At 68.6% G+C, this 25,073-nt stretch carries 16 protein-coding genes, 1 tRNA gene, 2 pseudogenes and 1 other annotated feature; of the genes and pseudogenes, 4 read left to right on the top strand and 15 right to left on the bottom strand.

The window, feature by feature from the left end; all coding sequences use genetic code 11:
- The first annotated feature begins 437 nt into the window (after nt 1–437).
- The gene (locus ABLE88_RS16905; protein ID WP_348832862.1) at nt 438–1,283 is read left to right on the top strand and encodes an RNA methyltransferase; all 846 of its coding nucleotides are present in this window, start codon (nt 438–440) and stop codon (nt 1,281–1,283) included.
- A 31-nt stretch (nt 1,284–1,314) separates the two neighbouring features.
- Here ABLE88_RS16905 and ABLE88_RS16910 read toward each other — a convergent pair whose 3' ends face one another.
- Complete coding sequence (locus tag ABLE88_RS16910) at nt 1,315–2,145, bottom strand: alpha/beta hydrolase (RefSeq protein ID WP_348832968.1); 831 nt, start codon at nt 2,143–2,145, stop codon at nt 1,315–1,317.
- 431 nt (nt 2,146–2,576) lie between these two features.
- On the opposite strand from ABLE88_RS16910, the gene ABLE88_RS16915 reads away from it, so the two are divergent.
- Together ABLE88_RS16915 and ABLE88_RS16920 are read left to right on the top strand one after the other, a co-directional pair.
- Nucleotides 2,577–2,653, top strand: a tRNA-Met gene (locus ABLE88_RS16915).
- Between the two features lie 587 nt (nt 2,654–3,240).
- Nucleotides 3,241–7,806: an autotransporter domain-containing protein gene (locus tag ABLE88_RS16920; protein WP_348832863.1), complete on the top strand. Its 4,566-nt coding sequence runs from the start codon at nt 3,241–3,243 to the stop codon at nt 7,804–7,806.
- 116 nt (nt 7,807–7,922) lie between these two features.
- Here the strand turns inward: ABLE88_RS16920 and ABLE88_RS16925 are convergent.
- Nucleotides 7,923–8,833: pseudogene (locus ABLE88_RS16925) on the bottom strand (IS3 family transposase); the annotation flags it as partial.
- Nucleotides 8,433–8,549 (bottom strand) — a sequence feature (AL1L pseudoknot). It overlaps the preceding pseudogene by 117 nt.
- A gap of 299 nt (nt 8,834–9,132) precedes the next feature.
- On the opposite strand from ABLE88_RS16925, the gene ABLE88_RS16930 reads away from it, so the two are divergent.
- Nucleotides 9,133–9,900 (top strand): sulfite exporter TauE/SafE family protein, encoded by a 768-nt coding sequence (locus ABLE88_RS16930; RefSeq protein ID WP_348832864.1) that lies wholly within the window; start codon nt 9,133–9,135, stop codon nt 9,898–9,900.
- Nucleotides 9,901–9,944: 44 nt separating this feature from the next.
- Here the strand turns inward: ABLE88_RS16930 and ABLE88_RS16935 are convergent, their stop codons facing one another.
- From ABLE88_RS16935 to ABLE88_RS16995, 13 genes and pseudogenes are all read right to left on the bottom strand, one after another.
- Nucleotides 9,945–12,407 carry an arsenate reductase (azurin) large subunit gene (locus ABLE88_RS16935; RefSeq protein WP_348832865.1) on the bottom strand — a complete coding sequence of 821 codons (2,463 nt, stop codon included), beginning with the start codon at nt 12,405–12,407 and terminating at the stop codon, nt 9,945–9,947.
- A gap of 11 nt (nt 12,408–12,418) precedes the next feature.
- Entirely contained in the window at nt 12,419–12,940 is a 522-nt protein-coding gene (locus ABLE88_RS16940) for an arsenate reductase (azurin) small subunit (RefSeq protein WP_348832866.1), read from the bottom strand.
- Nucleotides 12,941–13,111: 171 nt separating this feature from the next.
- Nucleotides 13,112–14,434, bottom strand: coding sequence for a sigma-54-dependent transcriptional regulator (locus ABLE88_RS16945; RefSeq protein WP_348832867.1), 1,323 nt, complete (start codon nt 14,432–14,434; stop codon nt 13,112–13,114).
- Complete coding sequence (locus ABLE88_RS16950; protein WP_348832868.1) at nt 14,424–15,875, bottom strand: ATP-binding protein; 1,452 nt, start codon at nt 15,873–15,875, stop codon at nt 14,424–14,426. Before ABLE88_RS16950 ends, ABLE88_RS16945 begins: the two co-directional genes overlap by 11 nt.
- Nucleotides 15,876–15,880: 5 nt before the next feature.
- Nucleotides 15,881–16,756 carry a substrate-binding domain-containing protein gene (locus tag ABLE88_RS16955; protein WP_348832869.1) on the bottom strand — a complete coding sequence of 292 codons (876 nt, stop codon included), beginning with the start codon at nt 16,754–16,756 and terminating at the stop codon, nt 15,881–15,883.
- A 231-nt stretch (nt 16,757–16,987) separates the two neighbouring features.
- Nucleotides 16,988–18,175, bottom strand: a complete 1,188-nt coding sequence (locus ABLE88_RS16960) for a thiolase family protein (protein WP_348832870.1) — start codon at nt 18,173–18,175, stop codon at nt 16,988–16,990.
- Nucleotides 18,176–18,242: 67 nt separating this feature from the next.
- A complete protein-coding gene (locus ABLE88_RS16965; RefSeq protein WP_348832871.1) occupies nt 18,243–18,647 on the bottom strand; it encodes an OsmC family protein in 405 nt (134 codons plus the stop codon).
- A gap of 8 nt (nt 18,648–18,655) precedes the next feature.
- Entirely contained in the window at nt 18,656–18,892 is a 237-nt protein-coding gene (locus ABLE88_RS16970) for a thioredoxin family protein (RefSeq protein ID WP_348829416.1), read from the bottom strand.
- A 20-nt stretch (nt 18,893–18,912) separates the two neighbouring features.
- Nucleotides 18,913–19,079 (bottom strand): annotated as a pseudogene (locus ABLE88_RS23835) (permease); the annotation flags it as partial.
- 159 nt (nt 19,080–19,238) lie between these two features.
- Nucleotides 19,239–19,538, bottom strand: coding sequence for an ArsR/SmtB family transcription factor (locus ABLE88_RS16980; RefSeq protein WP_348832873.1), 300 nt, complete (start codon nt 19,536–19,538; stop codon nt 19,239–19,241).
- Between the two features lie 291 nt (nt 19,539–19,829).
- Entirely contained in the window at nt 19,830–23,282 is a 3,453-nt protein-coding gene (locus ABLE88_RS16985; RefSeq protein ID WP_348832874.1) for a molybdopterin-dependent oxidoreductase, read from the bottom strand.
- 50 nt (nt 23,283–23,332) lie between these two features.
- Complete coding sequence (gene lhpI / locus ABLE88_RS16990; RefSeq protein WP_348832969.1) at nt 23,333–24,331, bottom strand: bifunctional Delta(1)-pyrroline-2-carboxylate/Delta(1)-piperideine-2-carboxylate reductase; 999 nt, start codon at nt 24,329–24,331, stop codon at nt 23,333–23,335.
- Nucleotides 24,332–24,353: 22 nt separating this feature from the next.
- On the bottom strand, nt 24,354–25,028 hold the full coding sequence (locus ABLE88_RS16995) for a helix-turn-helix domain-containing protein (protein ID WP_348832875.1): 675 nt from the start codon (nt 25,026–25,028) through the stop codon (nt 24,354–24,356).
- Between the last annotated feature and the right edge of the window lie 45 nt (nt 25,029–25,073).

Consider the following 25,073-nt stretch of genomic DNA (forward strand, 5'->3'; position numbering starts at 1 on the left):
TCCACGGCGCTGCGCGCCGTTCCCGTCGGCCGGGGCGCGAGGGGGGGCCCGACCCCGCGGCGGCGCAGCCGGCGCCGTTCCCCGGCCCAGCGACGGCGCAGCCGGAGCGCCGAGCCGGGGCCCAGGGGAGGCCCCGGCGCGGCCGGCAATGCCCCTTGGCGCGCCGCCTGCGGCGGATAAAGCCCGCCTTCGGCGAACTCTTGCGCTGGGTCCCGGCTCTCCGTCCACGGCGCTGCGCGCCGTTCCCGTCGGCCGGGACGCGAGGGAGGTTTCCCAACCCCGCGACGGCGCAGCCGGAACGCCGAGCCGGGGCCCAGCGCAAGGCTCCGGCAGAGCCGGCAATCCCCATCCGCCGGCCCCCGCGTCCACCGTCCCCCTATGCCGGCTCTCGACTTTCCCCCGCCCGGCGTGCGAGAGAGCGCGCGGGAAGGAAAACGATGCCAGGTTCCGGGACCGACAGCACCAAGCCCTGGACCGCCGGCGGGCCGCTGGTGATCCTGGTGGAGCCCCAACTGGGCGAGAATATCGGCTCGGCGGCGCGGGCCATGGGCAATTTCGGCCTGTCGCGGCTGCGCATCGTCAATCCGCGCGAGGGCTGGCCGAACGAGAAGGCGCGCATCTTCTGCGCCGGGGCCGACCGCATCCTGGACGCCGCCGAACTCTACCCCGACCTGCGCGCGGCGCTCGCCGGCGTCAATTTCGCCTTCGCGGCGACCGCGCGCGAGCGCGGCATGGCCAAGAGCGTGGTCGGCGCCGACGCCGCCGTCGCCGAGGCGCGCCAGCGTCTCGCCGCCGGCGGGGAGGTGGCGCTGGTGTTCGGGCGCGAGCGCACCGGCCTTTATACCGAGGAGGTGTCCTTGTGCGACGCCATCCTGACGCTCCCGGTGAACCCGGCCTTCGCCTCGCTGAACCTTGCCACCTGCGTCGCGGTCACGGGCTATGAATGGGCGAAGGCGCAGAGCGCGGGCGCGCTGCCCTTCGCCGCGCCGGAGCGCTCGCCGCTCGCCGAGAAGGCGGACCTGTTCGCCTTCTTCGACCATCTGGAGGGGGCGCTGGAGGCGGCGGGCTTCTTCCGCTCGCCCGAGAAGCAGCCCTCGACCACGCGCAACATCCGCAACATCTTCCACCGGCTCGGCCTGACCAAGCAGGATCTCGCCACCCTCCACGGTGCGGTGGCGGCGCTGGTGGAGGGCCGGGAGGGGCGGGAGGCCCGCAAGGCGCAGAACAATGCGCGGGCGGCGGCGAAGAAGGCGACGGGAGGCGGCGAGGGCGGCGGCGCCTGAGGCCGCACCGCCGGGCCGGCCGCCCGGCCCCTCAGGCCAGATGCCGGCGCACGAACGCCCCCATCTCCGCGAGCGCGGCGCGGCCGTCCGCGAGGCGCGCGTGCCAGATCGGCCAGGCATGGATCATATTTGGCCACACGGAGAGCACCGCCCGCCCGTCGGCGATCGCCAGGCGGCGGGCAAGGCGCACCGCGTCGTCCAGCAGCGTCTCGGCGGTGCCCACCTGGATCAGCGCCGGCGGCAGGCCGGCAAGATCACCATAGAGCGGCGACACCCGCGGGTCGTCGGGCCGCGTGCCGCCGGCGAGATAGGCGTCGGCCAGCTCCTGCAGATAGCCGCGGTGGATCAGCGGGTCGGCCGCATCCTTCTCGGCGATGCTGGCGCCGGTGATGGCGAGGTCGGTCCAGGGCGAGACCAGCCACAGGCAGGCGGGCAGGGGGCGGCCCTCGGCCTTCAGCGCCAGGCAGAGCGCGAGCGTGAGCCCGCCGCCGGCGCTGTCGCCGCCCACCACCACCTCGCCCGCGCCATAGCCTTCCGCGGCGAGGACATCCCAGGCGGCGCGGGCGTCCTCCAGGGCGGCGGGGAAGGGGTGCTCGGGGGCGCGGCGGTAGTCGACGGCGAGCGTGCGCACGCCGGCGGCGCGGCCGGCGCCGGTGACCATGGTGCGGTGGCTCTTCAGCGAGCCGGAGAGATAGCCGCCGCCGTGGAAGAACAGCAGCGCCTTGCGCGCGTCGCTGCCCGGCGCCAGCGACCATTCCCCCGGCACGCCGGCGATGTCGGCCTGCGTCAGGGCGATGTCGGCGGGGATGGGATCGATGGAGGTGATGGCCTCCATGCGCGCGCGCCGCTCCTTGAGGCTCATGGGACGCGGGCTTGCGGCGATGAGCGCGCGCAAGGCGTCGATCTCGTGCGTATCCTGGTGCTGCGACACGGCGTTTCCTCCGCCGGCAGGCACACGCGCGCCGCGGCGCGCGTGTGCCTGCCGGTTCGCCGGACTGTGCCCGAGCCGCCCGCCGCGCGATAGCGGAGGCGCGGAGGGATTTCGCGGCTGGCCGGCGCCGGTTCGGGGGCGGGCTTGGCCGAGCTGGAGCCAAGCCCGAAGCCGAGCCTGAAGCCAAGCCGCCGCAGGCCGCGCTTGGGCCATCGGCGCCGGCGGGCGCTGGCGCCGCGCGGGCGCCGTCCACAGGGTCAGCATCGATGACGCTTTTTTGTACATCTCCCCTTTCAATTGGGGACGGGGGTTGCTACATACGCCTCGCCGACCGGCCGCTTCGCCGGCTTAAAGGTCGTTGACGCGGGGTGGAGCAGCCCGGTAGCTCGTCAGGCTCATAACCTGAAGGTCGTAGGTTCAAATCCTACCCCCGCAACCAAATTTCCCAATAAAATCAAAGCTTGAAGTGGAAGGGGTCCCCGCCCGGGACCCCCTAACACAACCTTGGCGCGGAATTTGGCACACCCGTTCAGGTTGTGAGAGCCCTTCCCCAAGAGGGAAAGGCCTTGGCAAACCAGGATATTCCACCCTCGAAAACCGTTTCGTGCGCTGGCGGGCCGCCGGGGTTTGGGACGGTGTGCGGCGAGCCATGGCTCCGGCACATCGCGCCAGGGCGCCCCGGTGCGGCGCCCCGGTGCGGCGCCCTGGCGCGATTCCCGCGGGCGCCTTCGCGCTCGGCTCCCATTTTGCCTTCGATGGGCTTCACATTCGGTTCGTGCGCCTGTTCCAGGCCTCCAAGCCGGCGGGCTTGGCCAAAATCGACTGCATTCAAGCCCTCGCCTTTCCCGTTGGCAGGTATCTGTTGCGAGTCACGGCGCACATTCAGAGGTCCGAGCCGGATGTCGATGGAAGAGCCAAGCGCCCTTTTGGCCCTGCTCGGGGGTTAAGATGCATTGTTTCATGTCTCCTCGTGCGTCCAACGGTTTGGGCGCGCGATGCGCGTGGCGCAGGAGCTTGCTGGCTTCCGTGGCCGGCCTCGTCCTCATCTCGTTGCCGGCCACGACCCCCGCCCTTGCCCTATCGGCGCGGCCGCCGACAAATGACGGCTTTGGCGGATCCGGAGGCGGCGGGGCGACAGGCGGCGGCTCTTCCCCGCTCGGGACTGGCGGCTCCGGCGCCGATGGCGTTGACCCCGGTGATGGCGGCGGCGGTGGCGGCGCGCCGGGAGGCCAAGGTGGCGCCGGCGCAAACGATTCCACCGGCGCGGGCGGTGGTGCGGGTGGCGCGGGCGGCAGCACGGCTGCGGCCCGCGGTGCCGATGGCGGCAACAGCACGACGCCGATGGCCGGCGGCGGCGGCGGCGGTGGCGGCGCCAACGGCTTCACCGGATCGCTCACCGACCTGGGCACAGGAGTGCTCTTGGGCGGAGCGGGCGGAACGGGCGGAATGGGCGCGAATGGCGGCGGGGGCGGCGGGGGCGGCTTCGGCGCCGTCATCACCGGCATCTCCGGCGTCAATGCCACGATCCCCAACGCTGAGATCGTGGGGGGAGGTGGGGGCGTAGGTGGCTTCGGCGCGAAGATCAGCGGCGGTGACGCCGGCAATGGGGGCGGCGGGCTTTTCCTGCAAGGGTTGAGCGGCTCCAATCAGATCACCATCTCCTCCGCCATCACCGGCGGTCGCGGCGGAACCGGCGGCACGGGCTACGGGAGCACCTCTGAATCGCATGCAGGGCACGGAGGTGACGGCGGGGTCGGCCTGACGCTCAACAGCGTGACCGGCGACACCCTCATCATCCTCTCCGAGGTGGTCGCAGGCGGCAACGGCGGCGCAGGAGGAACCATCGGCGGTGCCGGCGGCACAAGCAGCACTGGCGATGGCGGCGATGGCGGCGACGGCGTCGCGGTCTTCAACAATACGGGCTCCGTCACCCTTCTCGTCCAGAAGGAGGTCTATGGAGGTAACGGCGGGGTCTCGGGTACAGTTTTCAATGGGGTTCCCACTCAAGACCTCACCATAGGCGCGCCTGGATCGGGCGGCGTCGGCATTTCGGGCGCGAACATCGCGGTGATCCTGGCGGGGTCGGACGCCTCCGTGAGCGGCGGCCTGAGCGGCGACGGCACGACGCGGGCGGACGCCATCGCCTTCACCGGCGGCGTCAACAGCCTGGAGCTGCAAGCGTCCAGTGGCGGCGTCCTTCCCACCATCACCGGAGCGATCTCCCACGCCGGCACGGACGACACCCTGAAGCTCGGCGGGACCAACAACGCCACCTTCCAGGTCAGTGGCCTCGATGCCGGTGGCCAATATAACGGCTTCGGCACCGTCCAGAAGACCGGCACGTCCACCTGGACGCTCAGCGGCGCCACCACCGGGACGGTGACCTGGGACATCCATGCGGGCACCCTCTCGGTATCCGCCGACGAGGCCTTCGGCGACGCCGCCAACAGGCTCATCTTCTCGGGCGGCACCTTGGCGACCACCGCCAGCTTCGCCAGCGCGCGAGCGGTGGACCTGCAATCTTCGGCCACCATCGATACCGCGGCCGCGACCACGCTCAGCCTGTCGGGGGTGATTTCCGGCAATGGCAAGCTGACGAAGAAGAATTCCGGCACGCTGATCCTGACTGGCGCCAACACCTATACGGGCGGCACGGCCATCAACGGCGGCACCCTGCAAGTGTCTTCCGACGCCAATCTGGGCGATGCCTCCGGCGGCCTGTTCATGTCTGGCGGCACCCTGGCGACGACACAAAGTTTCACCAGCGCCCGCAATGTCACCTTCATGGGCGCTGGTGGCGGGTTCTTCAACACGGCGGCCGGCACCACCTTGACCTTGACGGGCCAGGTCACGGGAACGTCCCCTTCGAGCCCGCTCACCAAGCTGGGCGACGGCACGCTGGAGCTGACCGGCACGAACTCTTCCATTCGCGGCGGCCTGACGGTGGATGGAGGCACGCTCGCCATCGCCAATGGCGGCTCGATGACAAGCGGCACGAGCATTATCGGCAACAGCGTCGGCTCGTCCGGCACCGTGACGGTGGCCGGGCAAGGCTCGAGCTGGGCGACCACGTCCTCGCGCATAACCGTCGGCGGCTCCGGGACCGGCTCGCTTGCCATCTCGGATGGCGGCCAGGTCTCAGGATCATCTGTCACTGTCGGGCAGAATTCCGGCTCGACGGGCACGGTGACAGTGACCGGGGCAGATTCGCTGTGGACTGTCTATGGCGGCATCACCGTAGGCAGCCAGGGAACCGGCACGGTCACCATCGCAGACGGCGGCACCGTGACGACGACGGCGTCCGTTTCTCTCACTGCCGCCAGCACCTCGGTCGGGACCTTGAACCTTGACGGGACCGATGGCGCACGCGGGACGCTGGCGACCAGCCGGGTCTTGCGGCAATCAGGATCAGCGGCGACGCTGAATTTCGACGGCGGCGTGCTGAGGGCGACCGCCAACCAGGCGGACTTCTTGTCGGGCTTCGCCGCGGGCGAGATCCAGATCCAGGATGGCGGCGCCTTCATCGACACCAACGGCTATAATGTCGGCATCGCCACCGGCCTCGCGGGCACGGGCGGCTTGTCCAAGCAGGGCGACGGCACCCTGACGCTTTCGGGCGTCAGCACTTATGCCGGTGCCACGACCATCAGCGCCGGCACCCTCGCCCTCGTCGGCATGGGCAGCATCGCTGCGTCGAGCGGGGTGGCCGTGAATGGCACCCTGGACATTTCGGGCACCACCGCCGGCGCGCAGATCCAAAACCTTTCCGGCTCCAGCCCGTCCGGCGTCGTGGCTCTGGGCAGCCAGACCCTCTCCGTGGAGGAAACCGCCAACACGCTGTACGCCGGCACGTTCACCGGCACCGGGGACCTGACCAAGGCTGGCGCGGGCACGCTCACCCTCACCGCTGACAACAGCGCCTTCACTGGCACCACCTCGGTCCTGTCGGGCATGCTGACCGTGAGCTCGGAAAACGGCACCACGGCCGGGTTGCTGGGTGGAGACATCAACGTGGCCACCGGCGCGACGCTGCAGGTGGAAGGCGGCACCGTCACCGGGCAGGTCACGGTGGGTGATGGCGGCCTGCTGGATGGCAACGGCACCGTCGGAGCCCTGGAGGTGAATTCGGGTGGCGTCGTGGCGCCCGGAAATTCGCCCGGCACCATCGTCGTGAACGGGCCGGTCTCCTTCAATGCCGGCTCGGTCTACCGGGTGGACGTGACCCCCGCCGGCGCGCATGACCTCATCACCGCCACGGGGGCGGTGACCATCTCCAGCGACGCCGCCGTCAACGTGGTGGCCGCGCCCGGCGTCTATGCGCCGGAAAGCACCTACGCCATCCTCACCACTGCGGCGACGGTGTCCGGAACGTTCGGGTCCGTCACGTCGGACTACGCCTTCCTCACCCCCACCCTCAGCTACGACACCCAGAACGTCTTCCTGACGCTCGACTATAACGGGGTGAGCTTCACCGCCCTGGCCCACACGCCGAACGAGAGGAGCACCGCCGCGCAGGCGCAGGCGCTGGGCAGCGGGAACCCGGTGTACGACGCCATCCTTCAGCTACCGCAGGACGCGGTCGCCGGGGCGTTCGATGCCCTGTCGGGCGAGATCTATGCCTCCGCCGACACGGTGATCCAGCAGCAATCGGTCTATGTGCGCGACGCAGTGGGCGCGCGGCTGCGCCAGTCCGTGACGGCGCCCGCCGCGCAGCCGCTGGCTTACGCCACCAAGGGCCCGGCCACGGCCAAGCTCGGGGAGGGCCTCACCCCCACCTTGTGGGCGCAGGGCTATGGCGGCTGGGGCAACACCTTCGGCGACGGCAATGCCGCCTCGCTCTCCAACACCATCGGCGGCTTCCTCATCGGCGCCGACGTGGCGGTCATGGACAATGCCCGGGCCGGCGTGTTCGGTGGCTACAGCCGCTCCACCTTCGACGTGGATGCCCGGTCCTCGTCCGGCTCCATGGACAATTACGACGTGGGCATCTACGCCGGCGCCCGGTTCGGCGCCGTCGCGGCCCGCGGTGGCCTCGCATATGCGTGGCACGATGTGTCGGTCGACCGGAACGTGGTCTTCCCCGGCTTCTCGGATGCCGTCAGCGGAGGCTATACCAACGGCAGCCTCCAGGTGTTCGGCGAGCTCGGCTATAACCTGACCATTGGCGCATTCGACATCGAGCCGTTCGCCGGATTGGCCTATCTCAACATTGAAGGGGCTTCTTTCCGGGAGACGGGCGGGGCGGCGGCTCGCGACGCGAGCCTCAGCGCGATGAACACCACCTACACCACGCTGGGCGTGCGGGCCGCCACCTCGGTGGATGTCTTCGGGCATCAGCTGACGCCGAGCGTGACGCTGGGCTGGCAGCATGCCTTCGGCGACACGACGCCCGCCGCCCTCATGTCGTTCGTCGGCGGCACGCTTCCGCTCCAGGTGTCGGGCGTGCCCATTGCGGAGGATGCGTTCCTGGTGGAGGCTGGGCTCGGTTATGCCCTGTCCAATGTCGCGCAGTTCTCCATCAATTATAGAGGCCAGGTCGCCACCACCGCGGCTCAGAACGCCTTCACCGCCCAGTTCTCGATGAAGTTCTGAGGGCGGACGGCTTCCGGTCCGGGGATGCATTGGCCGCTCCGGACCACCTTGGCCTGCGAAACGGGAGCTTCTCGCGCGGGTCCCGTGAAATGAGGCCAAGTGAACCGCCCCGGCTGCACCAGGGCGCCGCGATGAGCGGGCCGTCGCTCGTGAAGGGCCTGCTCCAGCGCATCCAGCACGAAGCTGGCATGCGCGGTCCTGCTCACCCGCCAGCCGACGATGCGGCGGGAATTGGCGTCGATCACGACGGCCACGTAGACGAAGCCTGCCCAGGCGCTGACATAGGTGAAATCGGACAGCCAGAGCCGGTTCGGCGCCGGAGCATGGAACACCCGGTTCACACGGTCGAGCGGGCACGGGGCCGACTTGTCCGAGATGGTCGTGCGGACCGGCTTGCCGCGGATCACACCGGCGAGGCCCATGCCCTGCATCAGCCGTTCGACGGCGCAGCGCGCCACGTCGAACCCCTCGCGCATCATCTGTCGCCAGACCTTGCGCGCTCCATGGACCTCGAAGTTCTCGGCGAAGACGAGCTCGATCTCGGGCCGCAACGCCGCATCCCGCCTTGACCGTGCCGAGCACTTCGACGGATCAAGCCGTTGGGCAACATGCGCATGGTAGGTCGATGGGGCGATCGGCGGCACCTTGCAGATCGGCTCGACCCCATACGCATCGCGATGATCATCGATGAACGCGATCATGTCTTCGACCGGCGGTCGAGTTCCGCCAGGGCGAAATATGCGGAGGCCTTGCGCGCGATCTCGTTCGCCTGCCGCAACTCGCGGTTCTCGCGCTCGAGCGCCTTCAGCTTCGCCGCCATATCCGTCGGCAGGCCGGCCCGTCTGCCGGCATCGACCTCGGCCTTCTTCAGCCCCTCGTTCAACGCGTGCGCCGAGCAGCCGATCTTCGCCGCAATCGAGACAATCGCCTGCCAGCGCGACGGATGCTCGGCCTCGTGATCCAGCACCAGCCGCACGGCCCGCTCACCCACCTCAGGCGAAAACGTGTTCGTCGTCTTGCCCGTCATAGCCCCATCCTCTCAGGAGTTGGGGCCTCCGGAAAAGCCGGGGCGGTTCACTCAGGAAAAACCAGAAGCCGCGCTTACGTATGGTTTGCATCGCCGCAGACATGGGGTAAATCTGGGCATTGCTTGGGGTCCGCTGCACGGATCGTCCCCTGGTTTGCCTCTTATCGTTATCGGGCGCGGCACCGGCTATGGTACGCGCTCATGCTTGGAATTGAACCCTGCCTCGCCAGCCTCATACGCGGCCGCCGGAGCCTGCGGATGCCCACTACGCGCAGGATCATGTCCCGCGATCGGGGCCGTTGCCGGCCTTCGCCGGCGGCGCCCTGATCGGCGTGCTCGGCGGGCTCATCGGGCTTGGGGGCGCGGAATTCCGACTGCCGCTGCTTATCGGCCCGTTTCGCTTCCGGGCTCTCGAGGCGGTCATCCTGAACAAGGCCATGAGCCTAGTCGTCGTCGCCAGCGCGCTTCCGTTCCGGGCGGCGACAGTGCCCTACGCGACGATTGCCGCGAACTGGCCGATCATCCTCAATCTGTTGGCGGGCAGCCTCATTGGCGCTTGGTTCGGTGCCGGCTGGGCCACCCGTTTGAGCTCGCGAGCCCTCTATCGGATCCTGGCGGCGCTGCTGCTTCTGATCGCCGGAGCCCTTCTTTTCGGGCATGGATCGACCGCGGCTTCTGCGCTTCTTGCTGGACCCTGGCTGATCGTCGCCGGCGTCATTGCGGGATTCGCTATCGGTGTGGTCGCCTCGCTCATGGGAGTGGCCGGCGGCGAGCTACTGATCCCGACGCTGGTGCTTCTCTTCGGGGCGGATATCAAGCTCGCAGGCAGCCTTTCTCTTGCGGTGAGTTTGCCCACCATGATCGTCGGGTTCACTCGCTACAGCCGTGACAGCGCCTTCTCCACCCTTGTGCGGAACAAGGTGTTTGTCGCCACGATGGCGGTGGGCTCCATCGTTGGCGCCTTCATCGGCGGCCGTCTCCTCGGCCTCGTCCCCGACCAGTTCTTGCTTCCGGTCCTAGCGCTGATCCTGATCGTCTCGTCGGTGAAGGTGTGGCGACACGGATAAGCCGACCCTCGGCCAGCCAGGACGCCGGCCGAGAGTCCGCATCGTCACGCAGGATATTCCTTCGACTTAAAGGTTAGATGCCTCACGCCTTCGGGAGCGTCGGCGATCTTGCGGACATTGCCCCACGTCTGCTTGTAGTTTGGGATGATGTCCTCATTGACCCCGGCGGACACCACATTGCCCTGCACGCCGGTCGGAAATCCGAACAGCATGAAGGTTTCCTTCCGCTTCGCCGTGGGGGTCGGATAGGCCATGGCCTGTGTCGACCCGTTTTCATTGTAGACTTCAACAAGATCGCCGCTCTTGAGGCCGAGCTCGCCCATGTCCTGGGGATTCATCTCGATGAAGGGGTAGGGCCAGCGGTCCATCACCAGCTCGTTCTCCACGTCTAGATAGGCGCTCTGCCAGACGAGGTTTGCCCGCCCGTTGTTGATGAGGAAGGCGAACTTGTCCTTCTCCGCCTGCTTGCCCGGCGCCTGGAGCCCGCGCCATCTCGTTTCCGCGAACACCGCCTTGCCGTCCGGCTTGTTGAATTTGCCGTCCGCGAACAAACGCTTGGTGCCCACGATCTTGCCGTCCGTATAGGCCGTGGCTGGCTCCTGGAAACCGTTCGTGCCCATCGCCCGCAAGCGGTCGTAGGTGACGTGTTCCCCGCCCTTCTCGTTCTTGGCGTAGCCGTCCATGAAGGCGTCTTCCTCGCGCTTCCAGTCGAAGCCCTTGAACTTGTCGGCGGCCTCCGACTTGCCCGCGGCGCGCAGCACCCGTTCCATGTGGTTGGCGATGCGCGCGGCGATGAGGCAGTCGGGCATGGCCTGGCCCGGCGGGTCCATGTAGCGCTCGGTGAGACGCATGCGGCGCTCGCCGTTCATGGAGGTGAGGTTCATCTCGCCGGAGGTGGCGGCGGGTAGCATCACATGGGCGGCTTCGCCGATCAGGGTCGGTACGATGTCCACGTCGACGCTGAACAGCCCGCCTTTGCGGATGGCCCCCATGATGGCGGCCACCATGGCGTCTCGGTCCCCATAGGGCACGCTCGCCATGGCGTCTTTTACGAGATCGGTCCGCATCTTGTAGGCGCGCTTGAAGGCCATCGCGTTGAGGGTGGTCTTGTAGTGATCGCAGCCCCAGATGTGGTGGACGGCGCCCTTGCCCTCGATGAGCAGCTTGTCCACATAGGCGGCCGGCCGGCCGACGAACGCATCAGACGGGCGGCAATAGCCCTCCTGGTGGCCGCCCATGCGCACGCAGCCGCCGCCCGGTCGGCCGACATTGCCGGTGGCGAGGGCGAAATTCACCAGCGCCTGGTTGGTTCGGTAATTATCGTTGCCCCAAATGAGCCCCTTCTCGTAGGCGAACATGGCGCGTCGGCGCGCCCCGCCGGCCTTGGGCTCTGCGATCCAGGTCGCGGCCTTGACGATGTCCGCCTCGCTGAGGCCAGTGGCGCGGGCAGCCTCCGCCACACTCACCTTGTTGGCGGCGAGCGCCTTGTCGAAGTCCTTGGTGGAGGCGGCGATGAACGCCTTGTCGATCCAGCCCTTCTCCGCCGCGTAGGTGAGCCAGGCGTTGAACAGGATCAGGTCGGTGCCGGAATTGAGAGCCAGATGGAGCACGTTCTCCTTGCCCGCCTCCACCTCGCAGGCATTCACCGTGACGGTGCGGCGGGGATCGACGATGACGATCCGCGCCTTCGCCACCGCCTCGTTGCCGAACTCGGCCTTTTTCTTGTCGAGCGAGCTTCCCCGCAGATTAGGGACCCAATGGTTCAAGAAATAGTTGGTCTGGGTTTCCAACGCATTGGTGCCCACCGCCACGAGGGTGTCGGCGAGTTCGGCGTCCTCGTAGCAATTGTTGAGCTCGCCCACCCCCATGTCGCGGGATCCATGGACTTCCGAATTATAGGCCGGGCGGTTGTGGATGCGGATGTTCTTGATCTTCATCGCACCGAAATAGAGCTTTCCGGTGCCCCAGGTATTTTCGTAGCCGCCACCCGCGCCGCCGTGATCGAAGGCGGACACGAAGACTCCGTCCTCACCCTGCTCGGCGATCACCGCGGCGGTCACGCGTGCGACGAGATCGAGGGCGTCGTCCCAGCTCGTGGGCTGCAGCTGGCCGTAGCGCCAGACCTGAGGATCAGTGAGGCGCTGGAGCTGGGTGTTGCGCTGGCGCGAATAGCTCATCTCGGCGATCCGCGCGCCCCGTACGGAGCCGAGGCCCGAATTCACCACGCAGGCCTTGTCGGGCTTGATGACGATGTGCACGTCCCGCCCGTTCTGCTTGACGATGTTGTACATGGACGGCGCATACCAGGCGGCGGTCTCCGCCGGCTGCTGCTTCGAGAGATCGACACCGAAGGCATTGGCGGAAGGCGCTGTGCCGCCCTCGTACCGCGCATCCCAGCTATAGGCCTTGTAGCCGCAGCCGACGATGCAATAGTGGCAGACGACGTTGTGGACGGTCGCATTGGCGGGAATGATGGGCAATTGGCCGATCTGGCGCTTGTAAGCCATGGTGTCCTCCCTCAGAGCACGTTGGAGAGGCGGCCGTAGAGCAGCTCATCCACGCCTTCGGCATAGATGTCGCCCTTCGCGTCCACACGCAGCGCGTATTGCGGCAGGTTCTGCGTCGCCTGGCCCCAGATCTGCTGGCCGCCTTTCTCGCAATCGAAGCGGGAATAATGGCCGGGGCAGTTCAGTGTCTTGTCCGTCGTGCTGTAAGAAAGGGGAAATCCCTTGTGCGGGCAGACGGTGGTGAAGCCGACGATGTCGCCGTCGGGTCCGGCGCCTCCGGCCACGCGTGTCCCGAGCTTCAGAAGGACGCCGGGCGCGTCGTCATCGGGATAGGCCACGTCCAGCGGCTCATTAACTTTCAGGTCCTTCACATTGGCGAGGCGGTTCGCCGGATATCTCACCAGGGCGACCGCAGGTGCAGCCTTGGCTTGGCCCGGCAGAACGGTGACGACGGCGGCGCCCGCGGTCGCAAGGCCGGCGCCGGTCAGGAAGCTGCGGCGGCCGGCATCGACGAGGCTGGGACATCTCTTCATGGAAGCTCCTCCCAGAGCGTATTGGTCCTTTCGGACGCAAGACGTCTTGCAGAAGCTGCGCCATGCGGAGCTGAGCGGAAAATTCAATGATTTAACGAGTGAACCGAGACGAGCACGTTCGCCGTTCCGAACATGCTGCGGTGCCGTGTGTCCGGAAATCCGAACGCGCCGTCAGCCCTCGCCGCCGAGGCCAAGGCGGCGCATCTTTTCCCACAGGGTGGTGCGCCCAACGCCGAGGAGCCGGGCGGCGGCGGAGAGTTCGCCCGCGGTCGCGGACAGCGCCCGTAGGATGTGACGCTTCTCCGCTTCCTGGCGCGCGGACTCCAGCGAGCCGATGCGCGCACCTTTGGCCGCACCTTCGTCCATGAGCTCGGGAAAGAGATCCCCCGGCATCAGCCAGGGGCCCAGGGCGAGAGCGACGGCACGCTCCATCCGGTTGCGCAGTTCCCGCACATTCCCGGGCCAAGGATGCTGCAGGGCGGCTTCCTCAGCGAGGGCACTGATCCCTTTCAGGTTGGTCTCGGTGCCAGCGCTGTATTCCGTAAAGAAGCGCTCCATGAGCCAGGGGATGTCATCGGGGCGCTCCCGTAGAGACGGCAGGCGAATGCTGACCGCGTTGATGCGGTAAAGGAGATCCTCGCGGAATTGTCGTTCGACAACTCGCAGCGCCAGATCGGCGTTGGTGGCCGTCACGATACGGCCGCCGAAGGCGATCTCGCGCTCACCGCCGATCCTCTGGAACGTCTTGCTCTCGATCAACCGCAGGAGTTTCGCCTGCAATTCCGGGCGCAATTCCCCGATCTCGTCGAGAAACAGCGTGCCGTCGCCAGCGCGCTCCACATAGCCGAGGTGACGCTGCGCGGCGCCGGTGAAGGCGCCTCGCTCGTGGCCGAACAACTCGCTTTCCATGAGGTCGGCGGGAATGGCGGCGCAATTGACCGCCATAAACGGCGCGGCCGCGTGCCGCGATCGCGCATGGATGAAGCGGGCGGCCACATCCTTACCTGTCCCTGTCTCCCCCGTGATGAGCAGATTGGAGGACAGGCGCGCCACCCGGCACAGCAGCACCTCCACCTGCCGGATGGCGGGAGAGACGCCCAGCGTGCCACCTTCCGTGGTTCTATGCGGCATCAGCAGATCGGTGAGCCGCGCCAGGAAGTCATCCACCTCGAAGGGCTTGGTGACGTAGTCCGCCGCGCCGGATCGCATCAGGCGCACCGCCTGGTCGATGTCGCCATGGCCGGTCACGAACAGGAAAGGCGGCGTCTGAGGCACGTGCGCCGCCTCCCGGAACACGGCCTCCCCATCGAGGTCCGGAAGGCGGATGTCGCATACGATGGCCTCGAAGCGGAACTTCCGGATATCCGCCACCGCCTCACGGCCGGTCCGCCACCAATGCACAGTCATTCCTTCCAGGCCGAGCCGTTGGGCGAGGCTCTCGCCCATGATGGGATCGTCCTCTACGAGGCCGATGACGGGAGGCTCATGCGACATGGGCCAGCTCCATTGGGGTGATGAGAGGGAAAAGAAGACGGATCCGCGTTCCCCCGGTTTCAGGCCGTTCGACCTCGGCCGAGGCACCGAGGTCGTCCAGGATGCGCCGGGTGGTCCACAAGCCGAGGCCGCCGCCCCAGGGCGGGCCACCCGTTTCCCCACCGGCCACAAGAAGGCGTCCCGCAGGCTCCGGCAGACCGCTGCCGTGATCCGACACGACCACATGCAAAGCGGTCGGACCGAGCAATGCGTCCACCGCCACTTCGCTTCCCGGTGGGGCGGCGGAGACCGCATTCAGCAGCAGGTTCAGCACGGCCTGGCGCACCGGGGTGCTGGGCAGAGGAAGCGACGCGTCGGCGGGGCCGGAGAACCTCAGATCGACGCCCTTCCGGCGCGCCGCGGGGGCCACCAGAAGCCGCAGGTCCTCGAAATCGGCCATGGCGAGCGGCCGAGGCGCATGGTCCGGCCGATACAAGGCGAGGGTGGTGCGTACCACGTCGCGGATGCCGACGAGACCGCGCTCCAGAAGGCCGAGGGACGATTTTCGCACCGCCGCCTGGTGTCCATGGGTCTTCAGCGTCGCCAGCGCATTGAAGAGGCCGCCCAGCGGGTTGTTAATTTCGTGGGCGAGCGCAGAGGTGAGCCGCCCGAGGCTGCCGAGCCGATGCTCGTCCGCCAATTGCCGGGCCAGGTCCTCTCGCTCGTACATGGACCGCACCAGCGCATTATAGGCCGCGAACAGGCGGGCGAACTCCGCGCCGTTGCGCGCGACCGCCTCCGGGGGCACCAGCGTCGCCCGCCCTTCGCTCGCAGCGCCCAGATAACGGGAGAGCGTGCGCACCGGCTCCATCATGCGGGCGACGAGCAGCCAGCCGGTCACGGCGAGCAGCAGCGTGACCATCCCGTTCGTGGCCACGAGCGCGAGGACGACGTCGCGTCGCTCCATGGCAAGATGGCTGGTGTCGAAGGTGGCGTGGATGATTCCGACGATGCGTCCAGGATAGGAAAGCACGTGCGTCGCGGTGGCGGATCGGGCGCCCGCCTCGAAGCTGAAATCCCGGCCGGCGCCGAGCGGAGCGAGATCAGACGGGAGGCGCACCCCGATGGGGAAGCGGCGGGGATCGGACGCCGCGATGACGAGGCCCTCCGCGTCGGTGATCACGGCGCTCAACGGATGCAGGCTCTTGTTGAGGTCCTGTGCCCGCATGATGGCGTCATAAACTTCCCAGACATCGTCTCTCAGGATCGCGGGTGCGACCGCGGAGGAGAGGCTGTCCAGATAGGTCTGCGCCAAGGCGCGCAACTGGCGCTCCTGCGTCTCCCCCAGCCGGCTCAGCACACGCTCGGAGAGTGCCAGCCCCACCAGCACCATGAGCGCCGCAACCGCCAGGGGCACCTTGAGGGTGACGGGCCACCGGCGGGGGTCAAGGCGCGCGATCATGGGCGTCACCCGGTGCCTGCAACGAGCGCCGCCTTTGCGGCGATGGGGTCGAAGAGGCTCGCCTCCTGCGGCACGAACCCGTCGAGCCGCAGCATGGCAAGCACCGCCTTGCCGTCCTCATCCTCGTTCATGCGCGAAAACGCCTCTGTCAGCGCAGCGAGCGCCTGCGGGTCTGGCGGATGGCGCGGAGCCGCGATGGGCGGGAAGCCAAGCCATTCGGACCGGCGCAGGATGGCGACGCGCGACATCAGCTCCGGCTCGATTTCCCGCATCACCTCCAGGACGTAGCCGTCCACGGAACCGGATTGGGCGAGGCCCGAGGCGACGGCACGGATCACGTTGCGATGGCCGTAGGTGAAGAAGGTGCGGGCGAAGAAGGACGGCGGCTTCAGGCCGTGCTCCACAAGAAGCGCGCGGGTGACGAGGAAACCGGAATTGGAATCGGGATCCGAGAAGGCGTGGATATCGCCCTTGAGATCCTGGAAGTCCCGTGCGTCACGGTCCCGGTCGACGATGAGGCAGGACTGATAGAGCGGCTGCCCGCGCCACAGCGGAACCGCGACCAGCTGGAGCGCGTCGCGATGGGCGACGAACGGATAGCCGCAGATCCAGGCGGCATCGAGCTGACCCGAGACCAGCAGCGCGGTGATCTCCTGGTAGGTCCGCCGGCTGACGAGTTCGACCGGGAAGCCGGTGGCCCGCCGCAGGTAAATCTGAAGCCGGCCGAGCAGTTCGAGGTCGGAGGTCAGGAAGACGGGGGTCAGGCCGAAACGGATGATGCCGGCCGAGGCGCGCGCCAACAGGGGCACGAGCGTCGCGCCGACCATGGAAGCAGCGGCAGCAAGGACCGCCCTGCGGTCGATGCGCGAACCGGCGCCCATTTGCTAGGGCCTCCCGCTTTGTAATTCTTCTTAAATCGAAGAATAGCGCGGATGGCCTGGAAGGCAAACGGGCATGCGTGTCGGCGTGAGAAACGACGTTTTGGCAGTTCCCCCGCCAGGATGGTTGTTCTTCTGCCGCGGAATCGATTGGCGGCGCGATGGCCACTTTCAAAGAACCCGCGCGGAATCGCGGCCGAAGCCGGTAGCCCGCGCGGGCGTCGGACCTGTCTGTCAGGCCAGTGTTTCGATCGCCAGCGCGATGCCCTGGCCGCCGCCGATGCAGAGGGTAACGATGCCACGCTTGAGGCCGTCGCGCCGCATCGAATGGATGAGCCGCGTGGTCAGGATCGCCCCGCTCGCGCCGATGGGATGGCCATGGGCGATGGCCCCGCCTTCCACATTGACGATCTCTTCGGCAAGGCCGAGCTCGCGGGTGACGGCGAGGGCGATCGCCGCGAAGGCCTCGTTGATTTCCACCCGCTCAACGTCCGCGATCGTCCAGCCCGCACGCCCCAGCGCCTGGCGTACCGCCGGCACCGGGCCGATGCCGAACATGCCCGGCTCCACCGCGCCGACGCCGAAGGCGACGAGCCGCGCCAGCGGCTCAAGGCCGTTCGCCGCGGCGAAATCGCGGTCGGCGAGGATCATCGCCGCGGCGCCGGTATTGAGACCGGGGGCGTTTCCGGCGGTGATGGTGCCGTCCTTGCGGAAGGCCGGCTTCAGCTTGGCGAGGGATTCGATCGTAGTGTCCGGCCGATTGTGCTCGTCGCGAGCGAATATCTCCGGCCCCTTGCGGCCCTTGATTTCGACACCGACGATCTCGGCATCGAATTTTCCGGCGGCCTGCGCCTGGGAAAAGCGCTGTTGAGAGCGCGCCGCCCAACGGTCCTGATCCTCGCGGGAGACGCCATACTTCGTCACGAGATCTTCGGTGTGCCAACCGGAATGGGCGCCCGAGAAGGCGTCGTTCAAGCCATCGCGCAACATGGAATCGTAGATCTGCGCATCGCCCATGCGATAGCCCCAGCGCCCGCCGCTCATGAGATAGGGCGCGGCATCCATGTTCTCCATGCCGCCGGCGATCGCCGCATCGGCGAAGCCCAGCCAGATCTCCTGGGCGACCGAGGCAAGGGCCTGGGCGCCGGAGCCGCAGACCCGGTTCACAGTCATGGCCGGCACCTCCACCGGTACGCCGCCATGGACAGCCGCCTGGCGGGCAGGGTTCATCTTGTTGCCGGCCTGGACCACGTTGCCCATGATGAGGCTCGACAGCTTGGCTGCATCGAGGCCGGAGCGACGGAGCGTCTCGCGCACGACGGTCGCACCCAGCTCGGTCGCGGGGACAGCCTTCAAAGCGCCGTTGTAAGTGCCGATCGCCGTGCGCACCGGCGTGCAGATGACCGCGTCTCGTTTCGTCATGGACTTGGCCTTTCATGGATAACGACAGATCGCCTTCGCGCGGGTAAGCGCAGAGCCTTGATGCGCCTCATGCCTTCCTTCGGATCGTCCCGTCCAATCGGGTCGCTTCCGCCACGGTGTTCGAAATCGTGCCGTACTTGCGGACGTTGGTGTGGAGCAAAGCCAGGCGCTGCTCCGTCTCGTCGGTATCGATGATCAGTTCGTAATCGACCGAGACGATCTTCGGCGGCGCGTCCTGCCGAACGGCGTGAAGCGCGACCTCCACCCCGCGCAGCTCGAAATTGAGCATCGGGGTCACCCGCTCGATGCCCTTGATCATGCAAGCGGCGATGGCGGCGAGAAACAGTTCCGCCGGGTTGAACGCATCGGCGCGCCCGCCAATGTCGGTGTCGAGGGTGATCTCGGCCTCCTTGGTGCGGGCGAGGCTGCCGTGAGCATCAATGCGCGACGCGCTAACCCTATATTCCAGCATGGCGGCGCTCAGGCGGCGAGCCAGCGGGCGACATCGTCCGGCTTTGGAAGACCGCCCGCATGCACCACCTTGCCGTCGATGACGATGCCGGGGGTCGAGGCGATGCCGTAACCGGCGATCGCCGCATAATCGGTGACCTTTTCCACCGTGACGTCGAGCCCGAGCTTGGCCGCCGCGTCCCGCACCATCTGCGCCGTTGCCTCGCAGCGGGCGCAGCCGGGGCCGAGCACCTTCACGTCTTTCATGGCCTTTTTCCCTTCTTGCTTCAGGAAAACAGCGCGTTGAACAGGAAGCCCACGGCGAGATGCCGGTGGCCACCACGCCGATGAACACGGCGATCAGCTTCAGGCTCAGGACTTTGCGCAGGATGATCATTTCCGGCAGCGACAAGGCGATCACCGCCATCATGAAGGCGAGCACTGTGCCCAGCGCCGGGCTCCACCGGCAGGCGGGCCACCAGCCATTGGGAGAACGGCGCGAGCTGGGCATAGACCACGAACCACAGGGCGATCGCGGCGAGCGTTGCCGCCCCCCAGGCCAGAGGCGAGGTCGCCCGCGGCGGCTTGCGCTCGGTCAATGACAGCTCGGCGCTCATGCGGCTCTCCTGTTCAACGACACGTCCAGGCTGGCGAGGACAGCATCGACGACGGCGGCCTGCGCGGCCGGCAATTCGGGATTGCGACGGTAGCGCACCCATTGGGCGTCCCGCCGGTCCACCACCACGCCGGCCTGCTTGAGCACCGCCATATGGCGCGACATGCGGGACTGGGTGACACCGAGGACGCGCACGAGCTCGCACACGCAATGCTCGCGCCCATCCCACAGGAGGCGGACCGCCGCGAGGCGGGTGGGCTCGGCCAGGGCCGACAGAAAGGTAAGGGCAGTCTCCATGGCCCCTACTTACGCTCATGCGCATATGCGTGCAAACGCATTATATTAGCTTGTCACTGGGAACGCGTGCTTCTCGAAATCGGGGGAGAGTTGAACCCTCACCCTCACCCTTACCCTCGACCTCGACACGGATATCTATGCCGTGGCTCGAAACAGCAATTTGAGATGGTTGCGTGCCCCCGCGACCAAATTTTCCAGTGAACGTGCCGAGGGCGATCCGCGTGGGTCGCCCTTTTTGCGTTTCCGGGTTGCGGTTCCGGGGCCGGCGCCGCCGGGCGCGCGGCGCCGCGCTCAGGCTTCCAGCACCAGATCCTCGATCGGAATGGCCTGGCAGGTGAGGCAGCACGCCGGATCGTCGGGCTCGCGCCCGTGCAGATGGGCGACCTTGCCCGACACGATCCTGACCGCGCAGCTCTCGCACTGCCCGACCCGGCAGCCGCTCGGCAGCGCGATGCCGAGCTTCTCCCCGAAAGCGAGCAGAGGCCCCTCGGCGGCGCTCCACAGCTCGGGCCGGCGCTGGCTGGCGGCGAACGTGACCGTGCAGCGCCGCCCGTCGTCGAGGCCGACGACCGCGGGTGAGGCGAACACCTCGCGGAAGATGTCGAACGCCGGCACCCCGCGGGCGACGAGGCCGCGGGCGATGGGCTCCATCATGGCCTCGCTCGCGCACATATAGATGCGCGGCCGGCGGGCGATGAGCGCGTCGCGCACGAGGTCGGCGGTGATGTCGTCCGCGCTGTCAAAATCGCGGCCCGGCACGTCCTCCGGCAGCGGCCGCCGGTAGTGATCGAACACCTTGAGACCGGGCAGCCGGCGCCGGTGCGCGGCGATGGACGCCTTGAAGGCGTGGGTGCGGCTGTTCGCGTTGGCGTAGAACAAGGTGATGTCGAGCGGATCGCCGTCGCCAAGGCTGTCCAGCAAAGCGATGAAGGGCGTGATGCCGATGCCCGCCGCCACCAGGACCAGAGGCTGGGGCGCGGCACGCGGGACGACGAAGCTGCCCGAGGGCGCCCGCAGCTCGACCCGGTCGCCGGGCCGGGTTCGCCGGTGCAGATGGCCGGACATACGCCCCTCGACCAGCGCGCCATCCGCCGTGCGGCTCTCCAAATGGCGCACGCAGATGCTGTAATGGTCCCGCGCCGCGCGCGTCGCCGGGCCGGTGAGCGAATAGGCGCGCGCGACCGGCGCGCCGTCGATGTCGAGCCGGATCTCCACATGCTGTCCGGGCCGGAAGTCCGGCAGCAGGCCGCCGTCTTCGGCGGCGAAGACGAAGCTCCTGGCGCCCTCGGCTTCCGGGCGGACCGCCACCACGCGGAACGGCCGCCAGCCCGGCCAGCGTCTCTGGCGCTCCGGGGTCAGCGGATCGCGGCCGATGTCGCAGCGAAAGCTGCGCATGGGCGTGGCGCCGCTGACCGGGTCGGCGCGCGCGGCCGAGATCAGATCGTTGAAGTTGCTTCCCGACCCGTCGCCGATGGCGAGTTCCAGGCGGTCCAGCTCGGGGCAGGCCTGCCACCATCCGAACTCGCCCACCACCACGTCGTCCGAAAGGCCGGGGGTGAGCTTGGCGAGGAAGCGCGCGGCGCCCACGGGGGTCGCCACCCGGACCCAATCGCCGTCCTGGATGCCGCGCGCTGCGGCCAAGGCCGGGCTGAGCTCCGCCACCGGATCGGGCGCGCGCCTGCGCAGCGAGACCAATGCGCGGTGCTGGCTGTGGCAGTAATAGCCGTTCTTGGCCGAGGTCAGGATCAGCGGGAAGGTGTTTTCCTCCGCACGCCCGGACCGCGCGTCGGCCGGAGCGGCGAGGAAGGCGGCGAGCGCGGGCTGGCCATGGCGCAGCAGCAGCTCGGAATAGATCTCGACGCGCCGGCTCTCGGTGTCGAAGCCGCGGATGCGATCGGGCGCGTCGTGGTGCGGGCGGGCATATTTGCGCTCCCGGCTGTCGATCTCGCACCGCACGCCCTCCGGCTGGCGCCGCAGGCGGTCGACCGACAGGCCGAGCGGCTCCAGCATGTGGTTCCAACCCGCTTCCAGGCTGCCGCCGAAGAATTGGTCCCCCATGCCGAGGCGTCCGGCGAGGTCGAAGACGATCTCGCAGTCCGAGCGGCTTTCCCCGCGCGGGGACACCATCCGCGGCCGGAACTGCACCAGGGAGGCCGCCGCGTCGTTGATCTCGAAGCCGAAGCGCAGGCCCTCGTGCTCCCAGGGACTGTTCACGGGCAGGAAGATGTCCGCGTAGCGCGCCGACGGCGTCTCGAACAGGTCGCAATGGACGTGGAAGTCGAGCGCCGCGAGCGCCTCGGCCGCCATCGCGCAATCGGCCTGGCTGACCAGGAGGTTGGTGCCGAAGGCCACCATGGCCCGCACCTTGTAGGGCGCACCGTCGAGGATGGCGCGATAGGTGTCGCGCGCGGTGACCCAGCCCATGGCCGGCGGCCCGATCGGGCGGTCCTGGTAGCCGAGCGCCTTGTCCCGGATGGCGGGCAGCTTGTCGAGCGCATTGACCGGCCGGCAGAAGGGGCCGCGCCGGACCCGGTTGGCGCCGATGCGGTCGAAGCTTCCGGTCAGCGCGTAGAGGGTCGCGACCGCCCGCTCGGTCTGGGTGGCGTTGGCATGCTGGCCGATGCCGGTCCAGGCATGGTAGGCGACGCGCCGGCCCGCCTGCAGCAGGTCGGCGGCCGCGGCGAGCCGGTCGGGCGGCACGCCGGTGATCGCTTCGACCCGCGCCGGATCGAAGCTTGAACAGGCCTCGCGCAGGTGTTGGAAGGCGGGCGCGCAGACCACGGTGCGGCTTTCGCCGTCGGCGGCGAGGCTCACCTCCACCGTGCCTTCCATCCTGAGATCGGCCGCCGCCGGGGCGGCCATCGCCGTCTCGCCGTCATAGGGCTGCGGCGCGCCGGCGCCGAGGCTCCACACCACATAGCGGTTGGCGGCGGCGCCGGGCCAGACCTCCTGCTCGCGCAGGAAATGCCCGGTGTCGGCGCGCACCAGGAACGGCGCGTTGGTCCAGGCGCGCAGGAACGGCTCGTCGGCGCGCCCCGCGTCCAGCAGCAGCCGCATCAGGCCGAGCGCCAGCGCCGCGTCGGTGCCGGGGCGCACCGGCAGCCAGACGTCGGCCTGGCGCGCCAGCGCGGTGGGACGCGGATCAATGACGAGGAGCCTTGCCCCCCGCGCCCGGCCGCGCGCGATCGCGTCCGCCTGGGCGAGCCAGGTGTTGGCCGGGTTGTGGCCCCACAGCATGATGGTGTCGGCGTTCTCGTAGTCCGCCGTGGGGATGCCGCAGCCGAACGTGAAGGCGTGCGCGACGTCCTTGTGCCAGTTGCAGATTTCCGTGGCGTAGCAAATGTTCGGGCTGCCGAAGGTACGCACGAAGCGCTCGATCCAGTCGATGCTGTCGGACAAGGGCGTGCCGCTCGGCGTGGTCACCGCGAAGGCGACCGCCTGCGCTCCGTGCGCCGCCTTCACCGCCCCCAGCCGCGCGGCCACCTCCGAGAGCGCCTCCTCCCAGGAGATGCGGCGCCAGCCGGGGTCGGCGGCGCCCTTCGGATTGGTCCGGCGCATGGGATGGAGCACGCGGTGCGGGCTGTGAACGAGCTCCGGCGCCGCCCGCCCCTTCATGCACATGGCCTTGCCGGTCGGATGCGCCGGGTTGGGACGGGCCGCGATGAAGCGGTCGCCGTCGATCTCGTTGAGCGTGCCACACCGGGAGCGGCACAAGGTGCAGTAGCCCGGAATGATCACGCCCATCTTCCTCCTCCATTTTCGTCCGCCGCATCAAGCGCGGATCGGATCGCGCCCTAGCCCGCGGTGGCGATGCGGATCAGCGGCGCGGCGTCGTCGCGCCGGCGCGCCCCGGGATCGCCGGCCCCGGCGAGCAGGGCCGCCGCGGTGAGGTCCTCGAGCGCGGTGCCCACCGACTTGAACAGGGTGATCTCGTCGTCGGTGCGGCGCCCGCCGCACGTTCCGGCGGCCAGATCGTGCAGGTCGCCGCAGACCCGGTCCGCGCTCCACACGCCGGCCGCGATGGGCTGGAGCAGGTCGCCCGCCTCCGCCAGCGCCCCGGCACGGGTGTCGACGAAGACCCGGGCGCGCAGCACCGCCGCGTCGTCGCATTCGCGCATCCGCGGCGTGAACGCGCCCACCAGATCGAGGTGGGTGCCATCCCGCAGGTCGCGCCCGTGGACCAGCGGCGCCTGCGCGGTGGTGGCGCAGCTGACGATGTCCGCCTCGGCCAAGGCCGCCGGCAGATCGGCGACCGGCGCCGCCGCGAACCCCTGCTCCCGCAGGCGGCCGGCGAGCGCGGCGGCGCGCTCCGCGCTGCGGCCCCAGACCAGCACCTTCTCGATCGGCCGCACCGCGCGGTGCGCCTCGGGCAGATAATGGGCGACATGGCCGGTGCCGACCACCAGCAGCGTCCGGCTGGCGGGCCGCGAGAGATAGCGCGAGGCGAGCGCCGAGGCGGCGGCGGTGCGCCGGTTGGTCAACGCCTCGCCGTCGACCAGAGCGGTCGGCTGGCCGGTGCGCCCGTCGAGCAGGACATAGAGCGAGGAGACCGCGCCGAGGCCCCGCTCGGCATTGCGCGGGAACACCGAGACCAGCTTGACGCCCAGCGTCGCGCCGCGGTCCCAAGCCGGCATGGTCAGAAGGTGCCCCGGGGTGTCCGCGGTTCCCACGTCGTAGGTCTGGCGCACCGGCATGGGCTCGCCGGCGCGCCGGAAGGCGGCATCGAGCGCGTCGATCAGCGAAGGATAATCGAGCCCCGCCTCGACCTCCTGTGCCGTGAAATGGCGCAGCATGTTCACGATCTTCAGACTCCCGTCATTTCAGCGCGGTGATGCCGGTGCACGCCCAGAGGATCTCCGCGTCCTCCGCGCTCAGCGAGATGATGGCGTGGCCCATATTGCTGTCGAAATAGGTGCTGTCGCCTTCCGCGAGCTCGACCGGCTCGTAGAATTCGGTGAACAGCTTGATCCGGCCGGACAGGACGCAGACGAACTCCTCGCCCTGGTGGCGCACCCAGCCGGAAAAATCGTCCAGGCTGCGCGCCGTTATGCGCGCCTTGAACGGCAGGATCGCCTTCTTCGAGAGGTCGGTGGCCAGGACCTCGTAGCGATAGGTCTCGGTCGGATGGATCTTGCCCTCGCCGCGGCGCGTCACGCTGCGGCGTCCGAAGGGGGCGTTCTGCCGGCGGGCGTCGAACAATTCGACGATGTCGAGCTCGGTGCCGCGCGTGATCCGCTGCAGCACGTCGTAGGTGGGCGACATCTGCCCGTTCTCGATCTTGGACAAGGTCGAGCGCGCCACCCCGGTGCGCTGACTGACGTCCTCGAGGGTCCAGCCATTGTCGAGGCGCATGCGCTTCAGCCGCTGGCCGAGATCGACGGAGGTGTCGGGAGCCGGCGGCTCCGGCTGCGAGAAGCGGGCCGGCAGCGCGCCCGCCAAAGTGGAGACCGCTTCGCCGCTTTCGGCCTCGAATATGCTTTTCTTTGCCACCCATGGCCTCCCGTCGGGATCGGGCGGCGGCCTCCCGCCGCCCGC

This window comes from Xanthobacter luteus (genome assembly GCF_040049235.1).
GTDB lineage: Bacteria > Pseudomonadota > Alphaproteobacteria > Rhizobiales > Xanthobacteraceae > Xanthobacter.

Bases quoted from the DNA above. Each gene is read 5' to 3' on its own strand.
- ABLE88_RS16905 (WP_348832862.1), top strand. From the start codon at position 438: ATGCCAGGTTCCGGGACCGACAGCACCAAGCCCTGGACCGCCGGCGGG.
- ABLE88_RS16910 (WP_348832968.1), bottom strand. From the start codon at position 2,145: ATGAGCCTCAAGGAGCGGCGCGCGCGCATGGAGGCCATCACCTCCATC.
- ABLE88_RS16935 (WP_348832865.1), bottom strand. From the start codon at position 12,407: ATGGCTTACAAGCGCCAGATCGGCCAATTGCCCATCATTCCCGCCAAT.
- ABLE88_RS16940 (WP_348832866.1), bottom strand. From the start codon at position 12,940: ATGAAGAGATGTCCCAGCCTCGTCGATGCCGGCCGCCGCAGCTTCCTG.
- ABLE88_RS16945 (WP_348832867.1), bottom strand. From the start codon at position 14,434: ATGTCGCATGAGCCTCCCGTCATCGGCCTCGTAGAGGACGATCCCATC.
- ABLE88_RS16950 (WP_348832868.1), bottom strand. From the start codon at position 15,875: ATGATCGCGCGCCTTGACCCCCGCCGGTGGCCCGTCACCCTCAAGGTG.
- ABLE88_RS16955 (WP_348832869.1), bottom strand. From the start codon at position 16,756: ATGGGCGCCGGTTCGCGCATCGACCGCAGGGCGGTCCTTGCTGCCGCT.
- ABLE88_RS16960 (WP_348832870.1), bottom strand. From the start codon at position 18,175: ATGACGAAACGAGACGCGGTCATCTGCACGCCGGTGCGCACGGCGATC.
- ABLE88_RS16965 (WP_348832871.1), bottom strand. From the start codon at position 18,647: ATGCTGGAATATAGGGTTAGCGCGTCGCGCATTGATGCTCACGGCAGC.
- ABLE88_RS16970 (WP_348829416.1), bottom strand. From the start codon at position 18,892: ATGAAAGACGTGAAGGTGCTCGGCCCCGGCTGCGCCCGCTGCGAGGCA.
- ABLE88_RS16980 (WP_348832873.1), bottom strand. From the start codon at position 19,538: ATGGAGACTGCCCTTACCTTTCTGTCGGCCCTGGCCGAGCCCACCCGC.
- ABLE88_RS16985 (WP_348832874.1), bottom strand. From the start codon at position 23,282: ATGGGCGTGATCATTCCGGGCTACTGCACCTTGTGCCGCTCCCGGTGT.
- lhpI (WP_348832969.1), bottom strand. From the start codon at position 24,331: ATGCTGCGCCATTTCACGGCACAGGAGGTCGAGGCGGGGCTCGATTAT.